The sequence below is a fragment of the Lolliginicoccus suaedae genome, assembly GCF_008312885.1.
In the GTDB taxonomy this organism is placed as follows: Bacteria; Actinomycetota; Actinomycetes; order Mycobacteriales; family Mycobacteriaceae; genus Lolliginicoccus; species Lolliginicoccus suaedae.
This window is the reverse complement of sequence record NZ_VSSO01000001.1, coordinates 411,298-433,806: the sequence shown is the minus strand read 5'-3', so window position 1 is coordinate 433,806 and position 22,509 is coordinate 411,298. Positions and strand designations below refer to the sequence as shown.

Annotated in this window: 23 protein-coding genes; 8 read left to right on the top strand and 15 right to left on the bottom strand. The window is 68.2% G+C overall.

What is annotated here, in order from left to right:
• Window positions 1-140 precede the first annotated feature (140 nt).
• Both FXO18_RS01905 and FXO18_RS01900 read left to right on the top strand, forming a co-directional pair.
• A complete protein-coding gene (locus FXO18_RS01905; protein ID WP_149359372.1) occupies window positions 141-416 on the top strand; it encodes a hypothetical protein in 276 nt (91 codons plus the stop codon).
• Window positions 417-472: 56 nt separating this feature from the next.
• On the top strand, window positions 473-808 hold the full coding sequence (locus tag FXO18_RS01900; RefSeq protein ID WP_149359371.1) for a hypothetical protein: 336 nt from the start codon (window positions 473-475) through the stop codon (window positions 806-808).
• An 89-nt stretch (window positions 809-897) separates the two neighbouring features.
• Here the strand turns inward: FXO18_RS01900 and FXO18_RS01895 are convergent, their stop codons facing one another.
• The 9 genes from FXO18_RS01895 to FXO18_RS01855 form a co-directional block, all read right to left on the bottom strand.
• The gene (locus FXO18_RS01895) at window positions 898-2,250 is read right to left on the bottom strand and encodes a fatty acid desaturase family protein (protein ID WP_149359370.1); all 1,353 of its coding nucleotides are present in this window, start codon (window positions 2,248-2,250) and stop codon (window positions 898-900) included.
• 12 nt (window positions 2,251-2,262) lie between these two features.
• Window positions 2,263-3,366: a ferredoxin reductase gene (locus FXO18_RS01890; protein WP_149359369.1), complete on the bottom strand. Its 1,104-nt coding sequence runs from the start codon at window positions 3,364-3,366 to the stop codon at window positions 2,263-2,265.
• Between the two features lie 305 nt (window positions 3,367-3,671).
• A complete protein-coding gene (locus FXO18_RS01885) occupies window positions 3,672-4,532 on the bottom strand; it encodes an AraC family transcriptional regulator (protein WP_149359368.1) in 861 nt (286 codons plus the stop codon).
• 156 nt (window positions 4,533-4,688) lie between these two features.
• The gene (locus FXO18_RS01880; protein ID WP_149359367.1) at window positions 4,689-5,369 is read right to left on the bottom strand and encodes a CE1759 family FMN reductase; all 681 of its coding nucleotides are present in this window, start codon (window positions 5,367-5,369) and stop codon (window positions 4,689-4,691) included.
• Window positions 5,366-5,818, bottom strand: coding sequence for a MarR family winged helix-turn-helix transcriptional regulator (locus FXO18_RS01875; RefSeq protein WP_235900387.1), 453 nt, complete (start codon window positions 5,816-5,818; stop codon window positions 5,366-5,368). The genes FXO18_RS01880 and FXO18_RS01875 overlap by 4 nt, the downstream gene beginning before the upstream one ends.
• Before the next feature lie 10 nt (window positions 5,819-5,828).
• Window positions 5,829-7,004, bottom strand: a complete 1,176-nt coding sequence (locus FXO18_RS01870; protein WP_149359366.1) for an LLM class flavin-dependent oxidoreductase — start codon at window positions 7,002-7,004, stop codon at window positions 5,829-5,831.
• Between the two features lie 92 nt (window positions 7,005-7,096).
• On the bottom strand, window positions 7,097-8,197 hold the full coding sequence (locus FXO18_RS01865; protein ID WP_235900468.1) for a winged helix DNA-binding domain-containing protein: 1,101 nt from the start codon (window positions 8,195-8,197) through the stop codon (window positions 7,097-7,099).
• 189 nt (window positions 8,198-8,386) lie between these two features.
• Window positions 8,387-8,788, bottom strand: coding sequence for a DoxX family protein (locus tag FXO18_RS01860; protein ID WP_149359364.1), 402 nt, complete (start codon window positions 8,786-8,788; stop codon window positions 8,387-8,389).
• Between the two features lie 164 nt (window positions 8,789-8,952).
• A complete protein-coding gene (locus tag FXO18_RS01855) occupies window positions 8,953-9,543 on the bottom strand; it encodes a helix-turn-helix transcriptional regulator (RefSeq protein WP_149359363.1) in 591 nt (196 codons plus the stop codon).
• 89 nt (window positions 9,544-9,632) lie between these two features.
• On the opposite strand from FXO18_RS01855, the gene FXO18_RS01850 reads away from it, so the two are divergent.
• Complete coding sequence (locus FXO18_RS01850; protein ID WP_149359362.1) at window positions 9,633-10,595, top strand: NAD(P)/FAD-dependent oxidoreductase; 963 nt, start codon at window positions 9,633-9,635, stop codon at window positions 10,593-10,595.
• An 8-nt stretch (window positions 10,596-10,603) separates the two neighbouring features.
• On the opposite strand, the gene FXO18_RS01845 is transcribed toward FXO18_RS01850, so the two are convergent.
• Window positions 10,604-11,272, bottom strand: a complete 669-nt coding sequence (locus tag FXO18_RS01845) for a TetR/AcrR family transcriptional regulator (RefSeq protein ID WP_187774133.1) — start codon at window positions 11,270-11,272, stop codon at window positions 10,604-10,606.
• Window positions 11,273-11,334: 62 nt separating this feature from the next.
• On the opposite strand from FXO18_RS01845, the gene FXO18_RS01840 reads away from it, so the two are divergent.
• Window positions 11,335-12,504: a DUF2306 domain-containing protein gene (locus FXO18_RS01840; RefSeq protein WP_149359360.1), complete on the top strand. Its 1,170-nt coding sequence runs from the start codon at window positions 11,335-11,337 to the stop codon at window positions 12,502-12,504.
• Here FXO18_RS01840 and FXO18_RS01835 read toward each other — a convergent pair.
• Both FXO18_RS01835 and FXO18_RS01830 read right to left on the bottom strand, forming a co-directional pair.
• Window positions 12,438-13,292 carry a sterol desaturase family protein gene (locus FXO18_RS01835; RefSeq protein ID WP_149359359.1) on the bottom strand — a complete coding sequence of 285 codons (855 nt, stop codon included), beginning with the start codon at window positions 13,290-13,292 and terminating at the stop codon, window positions 12,438-12,440. The genes FXO18_RS01840 and FXO18_RS01835 overlap by 67 nt on opposite strands.
• A gap of 1 nt (window position 13,293) precedes the next feature.
• Window positions 13,294-13,983 carry a FadR/GntR family transcriptional regulator gene (locus FXO18_RS01830; RefSeq protein ID WP_149359358.1) on the bottom strand — a complete coding sequence of 230 codons (690 nt, stop codon included), beginning with the start codon at window positions 13,981-13,983 and terminating at the stop codon, window positions 13,294-13,296.
• A 260-nt stretch (window positions 13,984-14,243) separates the two neighbouring features.
• Here FXO18_RS01830 and FXO18_RS01825 point away from each other — a divergent pair, with 260 nt between their 5' ends.
• Window positions 14,244-15,500 (top strand): bifunctional alpha/beta hydrolase/OsmC family protein, encoded by a 1,257-nt coding sequence (locus FXO18_RS01825; RefSeq protein ID WP_235900386.1) that lies wholly within the window; start codon window positions 14,244-14,246, stop codon window positions 15,498-15,500.
• On the opposite strand, the gene FXO18_RS01820 is transcribed toward FXO18_RS01825, so the two are convergent.
• Window positions 15,478-16,455 carry a LysR family transcriptional regulator gene (locus FXO18_RS01820; protein ID WP_235900385.1) on the bottom strand — a complete coding sequence of 326 codons (978 nt, stop codon included), beginning with the start codon at window positions 16,453-16,455 and terminating at the stop codon, window positions 15,478-15,480. The genes FXO18_RS01825 and FXO18_RS01820 overlap by 23 nt on opposite strands.
• Before the next feature lie 36 nt (window positions 16,456-16,491).
• Here FXO18_RS01820 and FXO18_RS01815 point away from each other — a divergent pair, with 36 nt between their 5' ends.
• Complete coding sequence (locus FXO18_RS01815) at window positions 16,492-17,724, top strand: MFS transporter (RefSeq protein ID WP_149359357.1); 1,233 nt, start codon at window positions 16,492-16,494, stop codon at window positions 17,722-17,724.
• Here FXO18_RS01815 and FXO18_RS01810 read toward each other — a convergent pair.
• Complete coding sequence (locus FXO18_RS01810; RefSeq protein ID WP_149359356.1) at window positions 17,721-18,701, bottom strand: patatin-like phospholipase family protein; 981 nt, start codon at window positions 18,699-18,701, stop codon at window positions 17,721-17,723. The genes FXO18_RS01815 and FXO18_RS01810 overlap by 4 nt on opposite strands.
• A 102-nt stretch (window positions 18,702-18,803) precedes the next feature.
• Window positions 18,804-20,231, bottom strand: a complete 1,428-nt coding sequence (gene rox / locus FXO18_RS01805; RefSeq protein ID WP_149359355.1) for a rifampin monooxygenase — start codon at window positions 20,229-20,231, stop codon at window positions 18,804-18,806.
• Between the two features lie 243 nt (window positions 20,232-20,474).
• Between rox and FXO18_RS01800 the strand changes: the two genes are divergently transcribed.
• Together FXO18_RS01800 and FXO18_RS01795 are read left to right on the top strand one after the other, a co-directional pair.
• Window positions 20,475-21,020 carry an NADPH-dependent FMN reductase gene (locus tag FXO18_RS01800; protein WP_149359354.1) on the top strand — a complete coding sequence of 182 codons (546 nt, stop codon included), beginning with the start codon at window positions 20,475-20,477 and terminating at the stop codon, window positions 21,018-21,020.
• Window positions 21,021-21,195: 175 nt separating this feature from the next.
• On the top strand, window positions 21,196-22,464 hold the full coding sequence (locus FXO18_RS01795) for an alkane 1-monooxygenase (RefSeq protein WP_149359353.1): 1,269 nt from the start codon (window positions 21,196-21,198) through the stop codon (window positions 22,462-22,464).
• The last annotated feature ends 45 nt before the right edge of the window (window positions 22,465-22,509 follow it).

Below are 22,509 nucleotides of genomic sequence, written 5' to 3'. Positions count from 1 at the left end.
GGTGAGGGCCGTGGCGGTGAATCGGGAAGTGGTGGAACTACCTCACCGTCGCCGCTGTGGTGGTGCCTCCGTGCGTGCTGGCAGCAGGTTCGGCTGTACTGCCTGTTCGAGTCCTTCAGCGGGCGGCCATGCTGTACGTGGTGGGACAACTCCTGGTCCTGGCTCTCGTGCCGCTCGGGTTCGCGCGCGATGCGTTCAGCGCGGAGCAGGACTGGATCTGGGCGGGCGCGGCCACGGCCGCCGCGATCACTGCGGTGCCCGTGACGGGCCGGGCGTGGTTGCTGCTCCCCTGCATCCCCGCGTTCATCACTGCCTACTCAGGCTGCCTCCTGTGGGTGACGCGCGATGCGCCTCCTGTATGGGTCGCGCGGGAATCGTTCGCGCCACCACCGCCCGGGCGCTCCTCGACGCCATGAGTTGAAGAGGACGGATCGACCATCTCGCGGAACGCGCGCGGCTCATCGAGGCCCGGTTGCGCGACCGCATCCGGGCGCGGGCGCTCGCCACCGAGCTACTGCTCGACGCGGCCGAGCAAGCACGTTCCCGCGGCGTGGACGTGACGCTCCTCGATGACGGTAGTCTCGACGGCCATGATCCCGAGCTCGTCGGTGGGGTGCGCGCGACGGTGATCGCGCGGCTCGAGCAGATCCCCGCAGGCAGGATCACTGTGCGGATCCTCCCGCCGGGACGAGAGTCGGTGTGCACCATCGTCGAGGACTCGCCCCACGGGGCGGAGCGCGTCGAGGTTGGGGTGGGTGCGTTCTCCCCCACCGCTGGATCCGCGAGCGTCCGGGCCCAAACGCGATAGATGCCGCGGCGAATCCGCCGACGCTTCTATCGCGTTTGCCGTTTTCCGGTGCATGTGCCGGAACACGCGCCGAGGACGAACCACCCGGCTCACGGGAACACGGGCAGGACCCCGTCGATGGTGCTGGGCTGCTTCGGCTCGCGGTGCGGCCCGGGCTTGGGCCGCTCGGAGCCACCGGGGAAGGTCAGGCGCAGGATCGTGCGCTGGACGGTGCCAAGCTGCTTCCAGAATGGCCCGATGTTGTAGGGCAGGCCGTACCTTTCACAGATCTCGCGGACCTGCGGCGCGATCTCCTGGTAGCGCGAGCTTGGCATGTCCGGGAAGAGGTGGTGCTCGACCTGGAAGGACAGGTTGCCGCTCATGAGGTGGAAGAGGTCGCTGCCCTCGAGGTTGGCGGCACCGATGAGTTGCCGGACGTACCATGCGCCCTTGGTCTCGTTCGCGGTTTCTTCCTGGGTGAAGGTGTAGGTCTGGTCGGGGAAGTGGCCGCAGAAGATGATGGCGTAGGCCCACAGGTTCCGGACGAGGTTGGCGGTGGCGTTGGCGGTGAGGGTGGCGAAGAACGGTTCACGGATGGCCCGCCGGTCGATGAGCCGCCGCACGACGTTGCCCTTCTTCAGCCCGCCACCCGCTCGAGCCTTGGCGTTGCGGAACCGGTTGAGGCCGCCTTCGGATTTCCGGTCGAACAGGGTGATCACGCCGAGCTCGACGACGAGCATGGCCGCGGCACTGATCGCGGGCCAGGCGACATAGTCCTTGACGGCCTGGCGGCGTACTTTCTTGCCGATGACCTTCAGCTCGTCCTTGAGCTGCTGCTTGTCCTTGGTGCCGTTGAAGATGGCCTCGGCGTCGATGTCGTGGAGCCCGACGCCCCATTCGAACAGCAGCGCGAGCAGCACGTTGTACAGCGGCTGGCCGAGGTAGCGGGGATGCCACGGCTGCTTCGGGTCCATCCGCATGATCTCGTAGCCGACGTCCTTGTCCAGGCCGACGATGTTGGTATAGGTGTGGTGCAGGTAGTTGTGCGAGTGCTTCCAGGCCGCCGCCGGGGAGACGTTGTCCCAGTCCCATGACGAGGAGTGGATGTAGGGATCGTTCATCCAGTCCCATTGGCCGTGCATGACGTTGTGACCGATCTCCATGTTCTCGAGGATCTTCGCCACCGACAGCCCCGCCGTGCCGAGGATCCACGATGGCCAGAATCGCGAGGTGATGAGCACGCTGCGGGAGACCGCGAGCAGGCGCCGCTGCACCTTGATCATGTTCCGGATGTACTCGGCGTCATCGGCTCCGAGCTCGCTGTAGACGCGCTCGTGGATGGCGTCGAACTCCTTGCCGAGCTGCTCGATCTGTTCCGGGGTCAGCCAGTGCAGGGGGTTGCCCTCGCCCGGGGTGGGGGCTGCCGGTACGTCTGCGCGACCGTCAAGCACGGATTGGGTCATCGGGAAGTCCTTTCACAGGTCGATCTCAACGTGACCTTCGGGTGCATTGATGCAGGTTCGAACCATCTCGCCGGGCGTTCCGGACACCTTGCCGGTGCGGAGGTCGCGCACCTGGCCATGCTCGAGCCGGCCGATGCAGGTGTGGCAAACGCCCATGCGGCAGCCGAAGGGCAGGTCGCCGCCGCAGTTCTCGCCGCCGACGAGGATGGAGGTGGCGCCGTCGCACTCGGCGAGCATCTCGGTGACGCGGAAATGGACCGTTCCGCCCTCGCCGAGGCCCCGCGCGCCGCCATCACCGGCGAACGGCTGGAAATGCTCCATCGAGAGGTTGTCGTAGACCCCCTCGGCATCCCAGTGGGCGCTCATCGCATCGAGCATGGGGGGCGGGCCGGACAGGAATGTGGTGCGCTCGCGCCAGTCGGGGCACAAGTCGTCGAGCATCGGTGGGGTGAGGATGCCTTTGTCCTCGCTGAGGTGCACGTGGCGCCGGTAGCCCGGGAACCCCTCCTCCATCTGGTCGAAGATCGAATCGAACATCACCTCGTCGGGGGTGTGCTCGCTGTGCAGGTGGACGACGTCGCTGAGCGCGCCGCGGCGGGCGAGCTCGCGCAGCAGGCTGAAGATCGGCGTCACGCCACTTCCAGCGCTGAACATCAGGAACTTCGACGGCAGCGGATGGGGCAGGCAGAACGTTCCCTCGACCTCGCCGAGGAAGACATGCGCGCCAGGCTGGATGTGCCGGGTGAAGAACGTCGACATCCGGCCACCCTCGACGGTGCGCACCGAGATGCTGATATGGCCGTCCGGGTGGCCAGGATCCGAGGTGAGGGTGTAGGCGCGCCAGTGGCGGATGCCGTTGATCTCCGCACCGATCCGCAGGTACTGCCCCGCCTTGTGCCCCGGCCAGGGGAAGCTGGGCTTGATGACGACCGTCGCGGAGCGGGGCGTCTCCTGCTTGACGCGGACGATCTTGCCCTGCATCTGGCGCGACGACCACATCGGATTGATCAGCGCGAGGTAGTCATCGGGCAGCAGCGGAGTCGTCAGGACCCTGCCCGCGCGCAAGAGGCGCTGGCGCACCTTGGGGACTTGGGGTATTGCCGCGTGTTCGACCATGTCGCGCACCTTCCGTCGCCGTGACTAGACGGTAACAACGTGATGCAGGTCACGTCTACGACTTGCGAAAATGTGGGCGGAACGTCCGACATGGGGTGGGTGCGGCGTGCGCGCCTTGTCTCGGCGGGGCATCCGCACTCGCCAGTGGAAACTTTTCCCGCCCACAGCGGGATAAGTTTCCACTGGGGCACGGCCATCATCACGGGAGATCCTGCGCCGGGAGCGATTCTCGCGCTAGAGCCGAGCACCGATATCGCTGTCGAGGAATCCCGCCCGCCGGTCGACAGCGGCGATGGTCCGCCGGGCTAGCCAGTCCGCTCCACCGGTAGCCACAAGTGTGCCTCGCCATTGCCATCGGTAGACATCTGCGTTCGCAGGATCTCGGGACCCGCGACACTGCGATAGGGGTTCGAGGGGAACCATTGTGTGAACACGTCGCGCCAGAGGTACTGGATGGCGTGCGGGAACGCGCCGGATACCTCGAAGACCGCCCACTTGCCAGCGGGAACATCGAGCGAGTCGAATCCCTCTGGCGCTTCGGCGCTGGTGACGACCCCGTGGTAATAGTCGATCTCGCTGCCCTCCGCGCGGTTGTCGGCGATGCTGGCGCAAACTCCGACGATCCCTTCCGGCTGCTGGTCCGACAGCTGGGCGAGCTGCTGCGATACCGCCGGATCGATGCCGCGGACGAAATCGATGATTGCCCGGTTGTCGCCCTCATGCACGATTGGTACTCGCGCCTTCTTGCCCACGATGCGGAACGCGGGCTTGTCTTCGATTCGGTAATCCATCTCGGTGCTTCCTTCTACGATCAGCCGGAATGACATTCGCGGCTGTGATCGCAGTGCTGACCGCTTCTGCCGTGCCTCGCCTGGGCCTATGCCGTGGAAGGCCTTGAAGGCCCGCGCGAAGGCTTCGCCCGAGCCGTAGCCGTAGCGAACCGCGATATCGAGCAGGGTTTCCTCGTCGGCGAGCACCGCGGCTCCCGCGACGGTGAGTCTCCGGCGCCGGATGTATTCCGACAAGGGCACTCCAGCGAGCGCCGAGAACATTCTGCGAAGGTGATACTCGGATGTGAGGGCGATGCGGCTCAGGTCTGCGGCGTCGATGGTGTGCTCGAGATTGTTCTCGATGTGGTCCATCGCGTCATTGAGGCGATCTAGCACTGCGAACTCCTTTGTTGTTCGCCTTCGACCGTACGGTCGGGCCGCATCGGTGCACCCGACTTGCTGTGCCCGGAACTGTCGGCTGGGACCACGCAGTGGAAGCTTTTCCCGCTCGAACCGGGAAAAGCTTCCACTCGCAGCATCCTCGAAGCCGGTTCACCGCTTGGGCAAGCTCCCGCCAGTGGCGAGCCGCATAAGATCCGTATCGAGGTCGATTCCGGTCTCCGCTCCCCCGGCGCTGCCAAACTCGTGCTGGTAGTGGCCCCAGGAGTTGTCGCGGACTTTTTCGGCGAATCCGCTTTCCATGAGGATGACGAGCTCGCGGGCGGCGCGGTCGATGCGCTTGTTGAGGTCGGTGTCGGACCAGTCCTCGGCGGAGGCGAACAGCGCGGTGGGCACGGTCATGGTGCGCAGGAACGCGAACAGTGACCGCATCTGCTCATCAACGACGAGCGCGTGGCGGGCTGTCCCGGCTGTGGCGGCGAGGATGACGGGCTTGGCGATGAGCAGGTCGTTGTCGAGGACGTGGAAGAACGAGGTGAATAGTCCGCTTGGTGCTGCCTTGTAGACCGGGGCGGCGGCGATGATGCCGTCGGCGGCGGCGAGGACTTCGATGGCCTTGGTCATGCGGGGGCCGGTGAGCTGCGAGACGAGCGCGGTGGTGATCTCGGTGGCGAGCTCGCGCAGGTCGATGATGGTGACGGTGGTCTCGTGTCCGTGCTGCTCGGCGAGGGTGGCGGCGCGGGCGGCGATGCGGTCGGCGAGCAGGCGGGTCGAGGATGGGTCGCTGGTGCCGCCGCTGACGACGACGAGGCGGTAGGGCTTGGTGGCGGTCATGGGGTGTCCTCCTGGTGCTGGTGGGCGAGCTTGCGGCAGAGGCGCTCGAGCTCGCGCATCTCGTCGTCGGTGAGGGTGGCCTTCATGGCGCGGGCGACGTCGACGGCGTGGCGTCCACCGATGCGGCGCTGGGTGGCTTTGCCGTCCTCGGTGAGGGCGAGGCGCACTCCCCTCTTGTCGCGGGGGTCGCGGTCTCGGTGGACGAGGCCGCGCTCGACGAGCCGGTCGACCATGCGCGAGAGGGCGGGCTGGCTGAGCAGGACATAGTCGTTGAGCTCGGCGAGCCGCAGTGGCTCTTCGCACTTGGAGAGCGCGTAGAGCACGTCGTACTCACGCATGGTCGTGCCGTGCCAGATGTCGTTGGCGGCGAAGCGCTTCATCAGCGCCGCGTGGGCGGTGAGCAGTGCCTCCCACGCGGCGTTGGCCTGCTGGCTGCTGGTGCGGGTCACTGGCTTGGCCTTACTGCCCGGCCTTGGCGGTGCTGGTGTCCTGGTACGGCGAGGTGCCGGTGAGGTTGTCGCCGCGGTTGGCGTTGGGCCGTGGCTGGCGAACGGGCCCGTCTCCGTACTTGGCCTTGATGAGTGACTGGTGGGTAGGAGCCTCGGCGGACTCGGGATCCTTGCGGTCAGCGAGCTCCTTGCGCAGGACGGGCACTACTTCGCCGCCGAGCAGCTCGAGCTGGTCGAGGACCGCTCCGAGTGGAAGCCCGGCGTGGTCGATCAGCCAGAGTTGCCGCTGGTAGTCGCCGATGGCGTCGTGGAAGGTCAGGGTCTTGTCGATGATCTCCTGGGGGCTGCCGACCGACAGGGGCGTCATGTCCTCGAACTCCTCGAGCGAGGGCCCGTTGCCGTAGACGGGAGCGGCGTTGAAGTAGGGGCGGAACTCGTTCCAGGCGTCCTGGGAGCGCTTGGCGATGTAAGCCTGCCCGCCGAGTCCGACGATGGCTTGCTTGGCGGTGCCGTGGCCGTAGTGCTCGAAGCGCTGCCGGTAGAAGTCGATGAGGCGCTTGGAGTGGGAGGTGGGCCAGAAGATGTGGTTGGCGAAGAAGCCGTTGCCGTAGTAGGCGGCCTGCTCGGCGATCTCGGGGGTGCGGATGGAGCCGTGCCATACGAACGGGGGCACGTCGTCGAGGGGGCGCGGGGTGGAGGTGAATCCTTGCAGGGCGGTGCGGAACTGGCCTTCCCAGTCGACGACGTCCTCGCGCCACAGCCGGTGCAGGAGGTTGTAGTTCTCCAGCGCGAGCGGCAGGCCCTGGCGGATGTCCTGGCCGAACCAGGGGTAGACGGGGCCGGTGTTGCCGCGGCCGAGCATCAGGTCCATGCGTCCTCCGGAGAGGTGCTGGAGCATCGCGTAGTCCTCGGCGATCTTCACCGGGTCGTTGGTGGTGATGAGCGTGGTGGAGGTGGTGACGATGAGCCGCTCGGTGAGCGCGGCGATGTGGGCGAGCAGCGTCGTCGGCGAGGACGAGAAGAACGGTGGGTTGTGGTGCTCGCCGATGGCGAAGACGTCGAGCCCGACTTCCTCGGCCTTCTGGGCGATGGCGACGGATGCCTTGATGCGCTCGGCCTCGGTCGGGGTCTCGCCGGTGGTGGGGTCGCGGGTGATGTCGCTGACGGAGAAGATTCCGAACTGCATCGTGATGCCTCCCTAGATCAATGCGTTTGCATCTATTCTAACGCCGGGGAAGCACATCTATTCCCGCCTGCCCGGCGCGGAGCCTCGAACACCTAGGCCTTGGGCCAGCGCAGCTCCACCGGGGTGCCGAGAAACCTGCCGTATGGCGCGAGCGCGCCGGTGATCGCCGCGCGGGCCGATTCGCTCACGGGCACGAGCGGGTCCACCTCGATCCGCTGCCCGGCGCGGGTGAGGGACTTCTTCCGCCACGTGGCGATCACCCGGCCCGAGCGCACGATCGTGGGCCGGAACACCCCATTGTTGCCGGGAACGATGGCCTGCGCGTGCGCCGCATCGACCATCAGAGCGCGATCCTTGAACCCGAGCAGGTACTCATCGAAGCCGGGAAGCGCGCGGACCGTCCTCGGCGGTGCGGCGGGCGCATCGAGCAGCGCGGGCGGGCAGTACATCTCGGTGCCCTCGCACGTGATCGTGGCGAGCTCATCACCGGCCTCCGCGATCGCCTCCTTCGCCTCGGCCGTATTGAGCCCGGTCCAGCCCATGAAGTCCTTGCGGGTGGTCGGCCCGTGGCTGCGGAAGTAGCGGATCGCGAGGGTGGCGAGCGCCTCGCCGCGCCCTGGGCGGGCTGGATCGGGGACCCATTCGTCGAGAAGGACGAAGGTCTGCTCGTTGCCGATGCTGGGGGCGATGCAGGTGACGCCGACCTGGCTGGCGTACCAGAGGAAGTGGTAGCTGCGCTGCCCCTGCGTGCCGATTCCGGCTTCCTCGAGCGCCTGGAGGCATTGCGCCCGGGTCATGCGCCCGCCTCCGGTCAGCGCGGCACCCAGCACATCGACTGCCCGGACCATCGCTTGCCGGTCGAGGTCATGGTGCTCGTGGCGGCGCTCCGCCCCTCCCAGCACCTTCCGGCCGGTCAGCTCCAGCATCCAGCGGGCATCGCGCGAGGGCACGAAGTGAACAGTGCCGCGCATCGGCCATGTCCGCAGCGCTTGCTTGTCCTCGAGGGCTTGCTGCACATCCTCAGCGGTGTGGCCGGGCAGTCGCGCGCCCAGTGACCACAGTCCGCTGCCGAGATCCTGGGCCTGCATGGCACCGAACCACTCGACCACCTCGGCAACGGTTCGCGCCTCCGGGGACGAGGGGGCGAGCAGCAGGCTGTGCATGCGACGGGCTAGGACCTCACGGGGCTTCATCTCCACGGGATCGGTTCTACTCCCCTGCCCTGACATTGACCCGCGACCCGCCCCGGTTGTGTGCCGTTTTGCACCCTCCAGAGTGCCCAAGTGGGTGCAAAGGCTCGCACAACCGGGCGATCCCACGACGAAAAGCGACACGATGGCCCGCGCCCCCAGTGCGGGAGCGCGGGCCATTCGCAGCAACGGTCAGAGCAGCGAGCTGGTGATCGTCAGGCCGGGGTCCTGGGCGAACACCCAGATGAGGACGAGCGCGGCACCAGCGAGGGCGATGTCCTTGTTGAAGGAGATCTGTGTGTTCATCTTCGCGGCCGGGTCCGTCTCGGCCCAGAAGTTGTGCATGATGATCGCGGTGGGAACGAGGAACAGGAACAGCAGCGCCGCGCCGATCTCCCCGTAGACGCCGAGCAGGACGCTCAGGCCGCCGACAACGAGGACGATCCCGCTGGCGATGGTGGCGGGCTTGGCGAAGGGCACGCCCTTGGACCTCGCGTAGCCTGCCATGGCGTCGGCCTGGGTCAAGTGGCCGATGGCGGAGAACAGGAACAGCGCGCTGAAGAGGATGCGGCCTGCGAGAAGTACGACGTCCATGAGGGTTTTCCTATCCGTGTGGTGCTCGGGCGGCCGTTCCGCCCTACTCCCACCCTCAACTTAGTTGCGTATGCAACTATTTCCAGGCATGGCGTGACGTCGGCCACGCGCCAGCCCGCCCCCGCGCGCCCCGACACCGAGAAGGGCGCACGACCGAGAGCCAGCTAATCCTCGAGCGGCGTGATGTGCATGCGCTGCCCGGATGGGCCGAAGATGCCAAGGAACTCCACACCGTCGGCGGTGGCGCTGCCGAACCAGTGCGGCGTGCGGGTGTCGAACTCGGCGGCCTCGCCCGGCCCGAGGATGTATTCCTGATCGCCGAGCAGCAGGCGCAGCTGCCCGCGCAGCACGTAGAACCATTCGTGGCCGGGGTGCACGCGCAGGCGCGGGGCTGCCGCAGCGCCGGGGTGCGCGGGGGCGCCAGGCAGGACGTGCTTGAAGGCATGCAAGCCGGACGCGCCGTGGCTCAGCGGCAGGATCGTGCGATCACCACGGCGCAGGGGACGAATGTGCACGCGCGGATCCCCGGTAGCGGGAGCGCCCACGAGGTCATCAAGGGGCACGTTGTAGGTCCTCGAGAGCGGTAGCAGCAGCTCGAGGGTGGGGCGGCGCTGGCCGGACTCGAGGCGCGAGAGGGTGCTCGTCGAGATTCCGGTCTGCGCGGCGACATCGGCGAGTGTGAGGTCGCGCTGGGTGCGCGCGGCACGCAGGCGGCCCGCCACGGCAGTGAGGGTGTTCTCGAGGGTTTCGTCCATCCCCCGAGTTTGCCATAGCAGCAACACTCCTTGCCGCCACCCACCCTGAGTCGCAGACTTGGAGAACATCCAGCAGCGAAGGAGATCCCATGAGCACCTACGATGTCGCGATCATCGGTGGCGGCCCGGCAGGCCTCGCCGCCGCGGTCGCCCTGGGCCGTTCCCTGCGATCAGTGATCGTGATCGACGGCGGCGAGCCCCGCAACGCCTTGGCAGGGGGCGCGCACAATGTCCTCGGCCAGGAGGGCATCGCGCCCCGCGACCTGCTGCGGCAGGGGCGGTCCGAGGCACGCGGCTACGGCGCGGTCATCGTGGACGCAACGGTCGAGCGGGCACGGCCAGCAGGAGCGAGGGGCTTCGTGCTCGGCCTCGACGATGGCACCGAGGCCAGCGCTCGGCGAGTGCTGATCGCCACGGGCATCATCGACGAGCTGCCGGAGGTGCCGGGCCTGCGCGCGCACTGGGGATCCCGGCTGCTGCACTGCCCGTACTGCCACGGCTGGGAGGCGCGCGGCCAAGCGATCGGCGTGCTCGCCACCGGGCCGATGGCCCTGCACCAAGCACTGCTGTTCCGGCAGCTCAGCGACTCGGTCACGGTTTTCGTGCACGGGCGGGAGGAGTTCGACGCCGCGGAGCGCGAGCAGCTCGACGCGCTCGGCATTCCTGTTGTGCCCGGGCCCGTGCTGGAAGTCCGCGGGGGCAGGCCGCTGCGCGTGCTCCTAGCTGGTGGCAGCAGCCACGATGTGGACTACCTCGCGGTGGCGCCCCGCTTTCTGGCGCGGACCGGCGTCTATGAGCAGCTCGGCGGTGCGGCATCCGAGCATCCGATGGGCAGCTTCATCGAGACCGATGCGATGGGCCGCACGGCGGTCGAGGGCGTGTGGGCGGCGGGCAACGTTCGCGACTTCAAGTCGATGGTCACCGCCTCTGCCGGGGACGGGGTGGCCGTCGCGGCCGGGATCAATGCGGACCTGGTGGCCGAGGATGCGCGCGCAGCGGTGGAGCGGGCACGGGCCACTTCCATGCTTCAATCTGACGTGCCAGTCATATGACCAAACCGTCAGGCTTCGGCACGCTCCCGCTCGGCAGGTGGCTCATCGAGCGCGGCGAGCGACCGGTGCGCGGCGGCGGGATCATCGCCAAGTCCGACGAAGTAGCTCTCCAGCAGCGGCGCGAGGACCTTCGCCACCCCGCTGGGCTGCTCGATGTAGCCGCCGAGCTCGAGCATCGTGTAGCCATGGATGGCTGACCACCATTGCGTGGCGATCCGCACGGGGCTGCCCGCGTCGAACCTGCCAGCATCGAGGGCACGGTGGACCGCCTCGATGACCAGCCCGAAGGTCTCGGCCCTGCCGATGCGCAGTTGCTCGGGGGAATGGCGCCGGTAGGGGCCGAGGGAGGCGGAGCCGAACATGATGGCGTAGAGGCTTCCGTTGGCCCGCGCGTTGGCCAGGTAGGCGCGGGATAGCCGCGCGATGTCGGCAACGGGGTCCTCGGTGCGCCCGGCGCGCGCCATCTGGCGGGCAAGCCGGCTGAATGCCTCCTCGACCACGGCGTCGACGAGCGAAGCGATCGAGCCGAAGTGGGTGTAGACCGCCATGGTCGAGGTTCCCGCCTCGGCGGAGACGCGCCTGGTCGTCAGCGCGGAGGGGCCTTCCTCCGCGAGCAGCCGCGCGGCGCTATCGAGCAGCTTGTCGCGCATGTGATGGGCATCCCGTGTTCCTGCCATGCTTTCCATCCTTGCATCGCACCTGCTATAACCACTGTTATAACAATCGTTTAGGAGCGACTATGAGCAAGACCCTCACGGGCAGGGCAACGTGGCTCGCCCTCGCGATCGTCTGCGTCGTCTATGCCCCCATGGCGATCGAGTACATGTGGACCTTCTTCGGCATGCGCAGCCCGCAGCTATGGATCAGCACGTTCGCGCAGGTGGTCGGCGAGGGACGCGCCACTGGACCCGGCTCGGTGGAGCACGAGCAGGCCGCCGTGTATGCCGACAACCGCCTCGCGCTGCTGCTGCACACCACGACCGGGGGCCTGGCGATCCTGCTGGCCATCGCGCAGTTCAGCAGCCGCCTGCGTGCCCGCCACCTCGCCCTGCACCGCGTTACCGGGCGCATCTTCGCTGGACTCGTGGTGATCAGCATGATCACGTCGATGATCTACCTCGTGCGCGTCGGCCCCGCGGGAGCCTTCGACGGGCCTGCCTTCCACCTGCAGCTGTGGTTCCTCGCGATCGGCACGCTCGCCGCCACCATCTCCGCGGTGATGGCGATCCGCGCGCGCCAGCTCTGGATCCACCAGAGCCTGATGGCCTACGCCTTCGCGCTGCTGCTCACCGCTCCCCTGCTACGCGTGCAGTACATGATCTACGGGGCGATGGATCCTGGATACTCGCAGGAGCTCACCAACATGATGGGCGCGATCGTGCTCGGTTTCGCCGCGGTGACCGGCGCGATCCTCGCATCCCGGCATTTCAGCTCCCCGGGAAAGGCATCAGTAGCGCCGCTCGGCCGGATCGATGCGCTCGCTTGGGCATCGACCGTCCTTGGCACAGGTCTGATCGCGGCGCTGCACGAGCGCTGGATCGGCGACATCACGATCCTGACCGTGACCCTTGTGGCGAGCTTCATGCTGTTCCTCGGCGGATTCGTGCTCGCCGAGAGCAGCGCAGGCCGTGGCACGGATCAGCGGGCGCTGGCCGACTGGCGCATCCATCGGCGGGCGATCTCGCTCGCCCCGGCCATGTTCCTCGCCCTCTGGCTGGTGTACGCGATCCCGTTCACGACGTTCGAGGCGTTCTACGGCGCCGCGCTGACCGCACCGCCCGCGGTGCTGACCTTCGGGCTAGTGATCGTTCTCGTCCAGCGCCGCGCCGCGCGTCGCCCGCGTCAGCCCCGCGCTGGTTCGGCATCCTCGGTGGCAGCGGGCGCCCAGCCGGGGCCGCGCAGCATGTAGCCTGCCCGGTCCCGCCAGCTCCGGGCGCCGCGGATGTCCCGCCAGATCGCGACGAACTCGTGGGTGGCCACGCGCAGCGGGTTGTGGGTGTTGATGTTCTTGGTCAGCCCGTAGCGCACCCGCTCGCCCTCCGGCTCGAAGGTGCCGAAGATCCGGTCCCACACGATGAGGATGCCGCCGTAGTTCTTGTCGAGGTACTGCGGGTTGGTGCCGTGGTGCACTCGGTGGTGCGACGGGGTGTTGAACAGGTACTCGATCGGTGCCCACAGCTTGCCGACTCGCTCGGTGTGGATGAAGAACTGGTAGAGCAGGTTCCAGGACTGCGCGAGCAGGATCATCCACGGCGGGAAGCCGAGCAGCGCCAGCGGCAGCCAGTACGGCATGGACGAGAACGGCGTCCAGGGCTGGCGCAGGGCGGTGGAGAGGTTGTAGTACTCGCTGGAGTGGTGCACCACGTGGCTGGCCCAGAACACCCGGATGGTGTGGTGGGTGCGGTGGTACCAGTAGTAGAGGAAGTCGTCGAGGAAGAACAGCACCACCCAGGTGAGCGGGTTCGCTGGATCGACCTGCAGCGGGGTGAGCAGGTAAGCAGCGGCGTAGATCGCGACGACGGCGAGCTTCCAGCCGATGTTGATCACGACGTTGCCCAGGCCCATGGTGATGCTGGTTCGGGCATCGCGCAGGTCGTAGCCAAGCTGGTCCTCGTCGGGGCGCCAGCGGAACGAGATCGCCTCGATGGCGAGCATCAGCACGAAGACGGGGACGGCATGCAGGATCAGGTCGAACATCTCACGGCTCCAGGATCGGTGCGAGCAGTCGCTCGGTGAGCGCCTTGGCCCCGTCCCCGTCGCGGTCGGCGATCAGGCGGGCGAGGGCGAGGTGGTTGTCGCGGTCGGCGTACTCCGCGACGAGAGCGGGGATGCGCTCCACGCCGATGGCGAAGATCCCGGCCACGAGGGTGTTGAGGCCAAGCCGGAACGCGATGTTGTGGGTGCCGTCGATCACGGCGGTCCAGAAGGCGAGGTCGGCGGCGGTGAGCTCGGCGACGGTGGCGGGCCCGGCCGGATAGCCGTCGGCGGTGGCGAGCACGCGCGCGAGCTCGGCGTCGGTGGCGGTGGTGGCGCACAGCAGTGCCGCATCGGCGGCGACGGTGGCGCGCAGGGCGAGGATGTCGCGCAGCACCCGCTCGGCGGGAACCGCGCCACTGGTGGCGAGCGCGTGGAGCACCTCGAGCCCGGCGGTGTGGCGCCAGTCCTCGATGCGAGTCTTGCCGCCCTGGGCGATGCGCACGAGGCCAACCTGCTGCACGCGCTTGAGGGCCTCGCGGATGGCGTGGCGATTGACCTCGAAGGCGGCGGCGAGCTCGCGCTCGGAGGGCAGCGCGTCGCCGGGGGCGGCGCGGCCGGAGAGGATCTCGTCGACGAGCGCGGCGAACACCGTGTCGGAGACAGCGGCACGGGCGACGGGGGCGATGTCCATGGATCCAAGAATGACCCAGCCCCAGCCGACATGTCAACTGGTTGGACCAGTTGGTTCCGGGGCCCCACCAATGCCGTGCGCGAGTGGAAACTTTTCCCGCCCCAGCCGGGAAAAGTTTCCACTCGCGCCGCTCGGACCTAGATCCGGGCCCGGCCACCCGGGTGGCGCACCCCCTCGGCCGGGCGAGGACCCGGAACCGCGCGGTAGCGTGGCCATGTTGTGCCGCAGGAGACCCCGGCAAGCAGCGAAGGAGCACACGCATGCAAGGACAATCACGTGAGGGACGCGTCATCACCGGTGGGGCCGTGCAGTTCCCCGGTCCCGATGGCGTGATGCTCGCCGGCCATGTCGATGTGCCGGACGGGCCTGCCCAGGCGTTCGCGGTGTTCGCGCATGCGTTCACCTTCAGCAAGGACACCGTCGCTGCCTCTCGCATCGCGCGCGCGCTGACCGAGTCGGGCATCGCGGTGCTGCGCTTCGACTTCGCCGGGCTCGGCTCGTCGGAGGGCGATTTCTCCGACACGAGCTTCAGTTCCAACATCGCTGATATCGATGCGGCCTCGAACTTCCTGCGCGAGCACTACGAGGCCCCGTCGATCCTGATCGGCCATTCCCTCGGAGGTGCTGCCGTGCTCGGGGCGGCACACCGCATCCCCGAGGTGCGGGCGGTGGTCACCCTCGGCGCGCCCGCTGATCCGGCGCACGTGGCGCACCTGTTCGATGAGTCGCGGGAGGAGATCGAGGAGTGCGGGCACGCCACGGTCACCCTTGCCGGGCGCAAGTTCACCATTCGCCGCGAGTTCCTCCAGGACATTGAGTCGCAGCCGCAGCGCGATCGCATCCGCGGCCTCGACGCGGCCCTGCTGATCCTGCACTCGCCGATCGATGAGATCGTCGCGATCGACAATGCCCGGCAGCTCTATGACACCGCCCGGCACCCGAAGTCGTTCGTCACCATCGACGGGGCGAACCATCTGCTCACCGATCGGCGCGATGCCGCCTATGTGGCGTCGATCATCGCGGCCTGGTCCTCGCGCTACACCCGCACCGAGCAGGCCCCGGCTCCCGCCGAGCCCGATCTCGCTGCCCCCGATGGCACCGTCACCGTCACCGAGGCGAACGAGGGCATCTACGCCCAGCACATCGCGGCGGGCAAGCATCGCCTGCGTGCCGATGAGCCCGAGCCGATCGGCGATGACACCGGGCCGTCGCCGTATGATCTGCTGCTCGCCTCACTGGGCTCGTGCACCTCGATGACCATCCGGATGTATGCCAACCGGAAGAACTGGCCGCTCGACGGAGTGCATGTGTCGCTGCGGCATTCGCGCGTGCATGCCAAGGATTGCGCGGCGTGCGAGACCACGAAGGGCTACATCGATCACATCGAGCGCGATATCCGCATCACCGGCGACCTTGACGACGAGCAGCGTGCCCGGCTGATGGAGATCGCGGACCGCTGCCCTGTGCACCGGACCCTCCACTCGGAGATCCACGTCACCACCCGCGAGGCGAGCTGAGCTTCTCGGTTTGGCCGGGCCGGGCGATGACGAACTCATGGAAAGCCCGGGCGGCGGGCGGCAGGGGCGCTGCCGCGCTGCGGACGAGTCCGACGTCGCGGGTCGCGCGGGCCCCGGCGAGCGGTACTTGCACGAGCCCCTCGGGAAGCAGCGGGTGCTGCTCGATGGGCATGAGGGCGACCCCGAGCCCGGCGGCGACCATTCCGGCGATGGTGAGCAGCTCGGAGGTCTCGAAGGTGATGCGGGGCCGGAACCCGGCGGTGGCGCAATGCTCCTCGAGGATGCGTCGCATGCCGTAGCCCTGGTGCATGGTGATGAACGGCTCCGCGGCCACCTCGGCGAGATCCACGGCCTGGCGGGCGGCGAGGGGGTGCTCGTCGGGGACGGCGAGGGCGAGCTGCTGCTCGATCAGCTGGGTCCAAGCGACGCCGGTGGCGTGGGGCCGGGGCGAGACGATTCCGAGGTCGAGCGTGCCGTCGAGGACGCGGTCGGTGATCGTGGAGGCGGCGTCCTGGGCGAGGGTGAAGGCCACGCGGGGCTCGGTGGCGCGGAACTCCCGGATCAGCCGCGGGACGAGCCAGGATCCGAAGGAATGGAGGAACCCGAGCCGGACGGTGCCTAGCGCGGGGTTGGCGAGGTCGGCGATGCGGCGACGGGCGGTGTCGAGCTCGGCGGAGGCGCGGCGCGCGTGGTCGAGGAGGATGCGTCCGGCGGCGGTGAGCTCGAGGCGGTGGCCGCGCCGGTCGAACAGCGCCGCACCAAGGCTGGCCTCGAGGCGGCGGAGCCTGCGCGAGAGGGTGGGCTGGGAGACGCGGAGCTCATCGGCGGCGGCGGAGACCTGGCCGTGCTCGGCGATGGCGATGAACTCGTGAAGCGCGTCACTGGTGCTCGCTGGCATGAGCGCCCCCAACTGGTTGTATGCCTTGACTGCATGCACTGTAACGGATTCATGCATTTTCCTTCATCACGCTGGTGGCCGACGATCACAGGCATGCCACCGCCAACAACAGCCGCTGCGAGCGCGCGACCGCTCGCGCCGCATGGCGTGGACTCGCGCGGGTACCGGGCGATCACCGTGGCACTGTTCATCGCCGGGGTCACCACCTTCGGGTCGATGTACTCCACGCAGGCCGTCCTGCCCGAGCTTTCCCGCGCCTTCGGCGTCGCCCCCGCCACCTCGGCGCTCGCGATGTCAGTGACGACCGGGACTCTCGCGCTGGCCATCATCCCGGCGAGCGCCTTGTCCTCCCGGTTCGGCCGCACCCGGGTAATGACGATCTCCGCGATCGCCGCCGCGGTCATCGGTCTGCTCGTGCCGCTCTCCCCCACCCTTGCCACCGTCCTGGTGCTGCGCGCCCTGCAGGGCCTCGCGCTCGCCGGGGTGCCCGCGGTAGCGATGGCCTATCTCGCCGAGGAGATCGAGGGTGCTTCGCTGGGCCAGGCGATGGGCCGCTACATCGCTGGCACCACCGTCGGCGCGCTGCTCGGGCGGATCCTCGCCTCCGGGCTGCTCGACGTCACGTCCTGGCGCTGGGCGCTCGAGGCGACCGCGCTCGTCGCCGCGGGCAGCGCCATCGTGATGATGCGGATGCTGCCACCCTCGCGCATGTTCGTCGCGCGCCCCGTCTCCCTGCGCGCCACCGCCCGCCAGGCCGCGGGGCACCTCCGGGATTCCCGGATGCTCGCCCTGTTCGCGGTCAGCTTCCTGCTGATGGGCGCGTTCGTGTCGATGTACAACTTCCTCGGCTACCGGCTGCTCGGGGAACCGTTCGGGCTCGCCCCGGCGCTGGCGGGCCTGGTGTTCCTGTTCTACCTCTCGGGCACCGTGTCCTCGCCGCGCGCGGGGCGGCTCGCTGACCGGTTCGGGCGGCGCGGGGTGCTGATCGCCGCGATCGCGCTGATGCTGCTTGGCACCGCGCTCGCGCTGCCAGCGACGCTGCCCACGCTCCTCGCCGGGATAGCAGTGCTCACCACCGGTTTCTTTGCTGCCCACGCGGTGGCTTCGAGCTGGGTGGGGGTGCTGGCCCGGCGCGACCGGGCGGAGGCGTCCTCGCTGTACCTCGCGGCCTACTACACCGGTTCCGCGGTCCTCGGCGGCGGCGCGGGCATCATGTTCGACCACGGCGGCTGGGCAGGGCTGGTGGCGCACGTCGGCGCATGCGTCATGCTCGCGCTGGTCGTGGTCATCAGCGTGCTGCCGCGCTCGGTGGGTCGAAGCGGCTAGCCCCGCACGTCCTCCAGCGCCCGAGCACCCTCTCCAAGAACGTCTTCGACCTGCTCACCGCCGATCGTGACGGCCATGCGCAGCAGGTCCTCGTCGCGCTCGCCGGTACCGACCCTGGGAGCGGTATCCGGTGGACGGATGACCGCGAGGCCCGGGCTTGGAACCGCAAGGAGATCCTCGAGCTGCTGCGCGCGCTCGGCGCGACCGGTCCACGCGTGGACCGCGGCGCGGGACTGCCGCGCGAGGTATCCGTGCACGGCCAGCAGCTCCATGATCGCGGAGAAGCCGCTATTGCCGGCAACGGCGTGGGCGGCGCTGCGGGTGCGCAGCACGAGCACGTGCGAGGCGCCCCACGCAAGCGCGGTATCGAGCGGCACGGATTCGGCGAGGCCGCCGTCGAGGTAGCGGTTGCCACCGAGGTGTACCGGTGGCCCGGCCACGAGCGGCAGGGCGCAGCTCGCGCGCAGGGCGGCCCTGATCCCGGCAGGCGTGCGCGTGTGCGGGTGCAGGTCCGCGGCAGCGCCCGTGGCCAGCTCGGTCGCCACGGGGTGCAGCGTGGTGGGATGCGCGCCGATCGCGCCGAAGTCCATCGGGGCGATGGTGGTGTAGATCGTCTCGACAAGATGCTCGACGTCGAAGGCGCGGCCGCCGGTGAACAGGCGGCGCGGCTCGAGGACACGATGCACCACCCGGGGCTCCCACCAGGTCCACAGGTGCTCGTTGGCGGTCCCGGCGAGGAACCAGGCAGCATTGAGCGCCCCGGCGGAGGTGCCGAACACCGCGTCGAAGGCGTTGCTGTAGCCAAGCCGCTCGAGCGCAGCGACCATGCCGCCCGAGTAGGCGCCGCGAGCGCCCCCTCCCTCGATGACCAGTGCGACCTTGTGTTCGTCCGCGCGATCGGCGGCGGTGGTGGCGGTGGCACGGCGATGCTGCAGGATGTCGAGAACGGTGCCCTGCGGGCGCGAGAAGCTGTGCATGAGACGTAACGTAGCGGTTATTGATCAATCGTGCAGTAACGACGGTTACTACGCTCGTGAACATTGCGCGCCGCTCGGTTACCGGAGCGTTGCGGCCATCGCTCACACCTCGGCATCCCCGAACCATTTGCGCAGCGCCTGCTCGAGATCGTGCTGGTCCTCGCCCGCCCAGGCGATGTGACCGTCGGGGCGCAGCAGCACGCCGGGCGCGTCCACCTCCATGCTGGTCTCGACGAAGCGATCCACCCGGCCTGTCCATCCCGACACCGAGAGCGTTCCGGCCTGGTCGAGCAGCATGCCGCGACCGTGGTGCAGGCACTCGTAGAGGCGGCCGCTCCCGAGGGCGATGTCGCGCAGGCGCTTGCCCACGAGCTCGTGGCCCCCGCCGAGTTCGTAGCGGATCCCGATGGCGATGAGCTTCTCGGTGAGGTGACGGTTGACCTCGTCGATGTCCATCAGTTCGGCGAGCAGGCGGCGCACGGCTTGCGGTCCTGGATCGGTGGAGAGCAGCTGCATCTGCGCGCGGGTGTTGTCGAGCACGTCGGCGGCGACGGGGTGCCGCTCGGCGTGATAGGTCTCCAGCAGGCCCGCGGGCGCCCAGCCGTTGATCTCGGCGGCGAGCTTCCAGCCGAGGTTGAACGCATCCTGGATGCCCAGGTTGAGCCCCTGCCCGCCCACGGGTGGGTGGATGTGCGCGGCGTCGCCGGCGAGCAGCACCCGCCCCACCTGGTAGTGCTCGGCCTGGCGAGTGGCGTCGCCGAAGCGGGACAGCCATCGTGGCGAGCGGGCGCCGAGGTCGGTTCCCGCTGTCGCTCGGAGCTGCTCAGTGAACTCGGCGAGAGTCGGAGGCACCGAGCGGTCCCCTGCTACCCCGGCGGCGGGCACGATCACCCGGTAGGCCCCGTCGCCGAGGGGCATGGCCCCGAACCGCTTCTCGGTCTCGCGCACCCGTGCGGTCACGGCCATGACGGTCTCGACGGTTTCGCCGAGCTCCATCTCGCCGAGCAGGGTCTCCACGCGCGAGGGCTCGCCGGGGAAGCCGACCCCGAGGAGCTTGCGAACCGTGGAGCGGCCGCCATCGCAGCCGACGAGGTAGCGGGCGCGCAGCTCGCGACCGTCGGCGAGGACCACGGCCACCCCTTGCTCGTCCTGCTCCAGGCTGGCGAGGGCGTGGCCGCGCCACACTTGCGCGCCACGGTCGATGGCGCTCTCGGCGAGCAGCCGGTCGGTGATGGTCTGCGGGATGCCGAGCACATAGCCGTGCGCGGTATCGAGGTTGGCGGGGGCGGGCTTGGCGATGCCGGCGAAGAAGCCGCCGAGCGGATGCTTCTCGCCGTGGGCGAGGAACGGTCCGAGCATGCCGCGCTGATCGAGGATCTCGAGGGAACGCGCGTGCAGCCCGAGCGCGCGCACGTAGGGCGGTGGCTCGGCATCGCGCTCGACGATCAGCACCTCGATGCCGTGCAGCCGCAGCTCGCGCGCCAGCATCAGGCCCGTCGGTCCTGCCCCCGCGATGATCACATCAATCATGGAATCCCCCTGGTCATCGGGGCCGCGCCGCCGCGTGCCCACGCCATGAACGGTGATTGTGCGCCCCCACCGGGGCCTTGCCGCAAGCCCCCCAGTGCGCTATATGTTGAAGGTGGCAGGGAACGGAAGTCGTTTCCTGCCATTGCTGTCTTCCGGGGAGCGTCATCGCGCGACGACGACTACGGTGGTGGGCGTCCACGACCGGAGCGGAGCCCACGGTTCCCTGCATTCCCGAGGAGCGCAATGAAGATCGGCATCATCATCGGTTCGATTCGTGACGACCGCAAGGGAGCTCTAGTCGGTTCCTGGGTCAGCGGAGCAGCGAAAGCGCGCGATGATGCTGATTTCACGGTGATCGATCTGAAGGCGTTCGACGTTCCCCTGCTGACCTCCGCGACGGTTCCGGGCGCGGCGAACCGGCAATACGATTCCGACGCTGTCACCGCCTGGGGCGCGGCGATCGATGAGTGCGATGGCTTCGTGTTCGTCACCCCCGAGTACAACCACGGTGTCCCGGGCGGGTTCAAGAACGCGTTCGACAGCATCGGCCCTGAGTGGACGGGCAAGACCGTCGCGTTCGTCTCCTACGGCGCGGACGGCGGCGTGCGCGCGGTGGAGCATTGGCGGCAGATCATCGCGAACTTCCACATGCATGACGTCAGGACGCAGGTAGCGCTGGGCCTGTTCACCGATTTCGACGATTCAGGCCTGGCCCTGCAGGATCGCCGCGAGGGCGAGCTGTCGACGTTGCTCGATCATCTGGTGTCGCTGACCGAGCGCCTCGCCTGACCCTGGCGGACCTCCTCCACCGTGACGTTTCGCGTCGCTTCGCTCGTCCGTTCCGGCCACCGCGGGAAGATCGTTTCACTGTGATTCAGATCACTAAATCGGCGATTTGGGCGTAGTGTCGGAAGTAGCGGCAACACAGGGTTGTGGTGCCTTTGTGGTGAGCCAAGGAGGGCCAATGACTTCATCGGATTCGCTGCACGAGACTCCCGTCTCGCAGTGGCACGATAAAAAGCGCTACTGGTGGATGCTCGGGATGGCGGTCCCTGCCTTGTTCCTGGTGGGAATGGGTTTCGTGGCGCTGTACAACAGCCTCGGCTGGACTACTGCGGCATCGGTCTCCTGGTGGATCGGACCGATCCTCGTCTACCTGATCATCCCGCTGATCGACATGGCCCTCGGACCGGACGGCTCGAACCCGCCGGATGACTGGATGGAGAAGCTGGAGAACGACAAGTACTACCGGTACATCCTTTACGCCTACACCCCCATCCAGTACACCGGATTCGTGTTCGCCTGCTATTTCGTCACGGCGAGCAATCCGAGCTGGATCGGCTACGACGGTCCGCTGTCGTTCATCGACAAGGTCGGCGTGATGGCCACGATGGCCATGATCGGTGGCATCGGCATCAACACCGCGCACGAGCTCGGCCACAAGAAGGTGCAGCTCGAGCGCTGGCTGTCGAAGATCACCCTCGCGCAGACCTTCTACGGCCACTTCTACGTCGAGCACAACCGCGGCCACCACGTCCGCGTCGCCACCCCCGAGGATCCCGCGAGCTCGCGATTCGGCGAGAGCTTCTGGATGTTCCTCCCCCGCACAGTGTTTGGCAGCCTCAAGTCCGCCTGGCACCTCGAGCAGCAGCGCTTCGAGCGCATGGGCAAGAGCCCCTGGTCGATCAAGAACGACGTGCTCAATGCCTGGCTGATGTCGGTGGTGCTCTGGGGCGCGATGGTGGCGATCTTCGGCTGGGCGGTGCTGCCGTGGATCATCCTCCAGGCCGTGTGGGGCTTCTCCCTGCTCGAGGTAGTCAACTACCTGGAGCACTACGGCCTGGTGCGGCAGAAGACCGCGAGCGGGCGGTACGAGCGGTGCGCGCCCTCGCACTCGTGGAACAGCGACCACATCTGCACCAACGTGTTCCTGTACCACCTGCAGCGCCACAGCGACCACCACGCCTACCCCACCCGCCGCTACCAGATCCTGCGCTCCTGGGACGGCGCGCCGAGCCTGCCGGGCGGCTACGCCAGCATGATCGTGATCGCCTACTTCCCGCCCATCTGGCGCAAGGTCATGGACAAGCGCGTGCTCGCCCACTACAACGGCGACATCACCAAGGCCAACATCTATCCGCCCAAGCGGGAGAAGATCCTCGCCAAGTACGGGGCCGGGAGCTCCAGCCCAGGAGGATCTAGCGCAGGAGGATCCAGCGACGGGGAATCCTGACCCTTCCGTAGCCGTGCACACGGTGCCCTCCCGGTCCACGCCGAC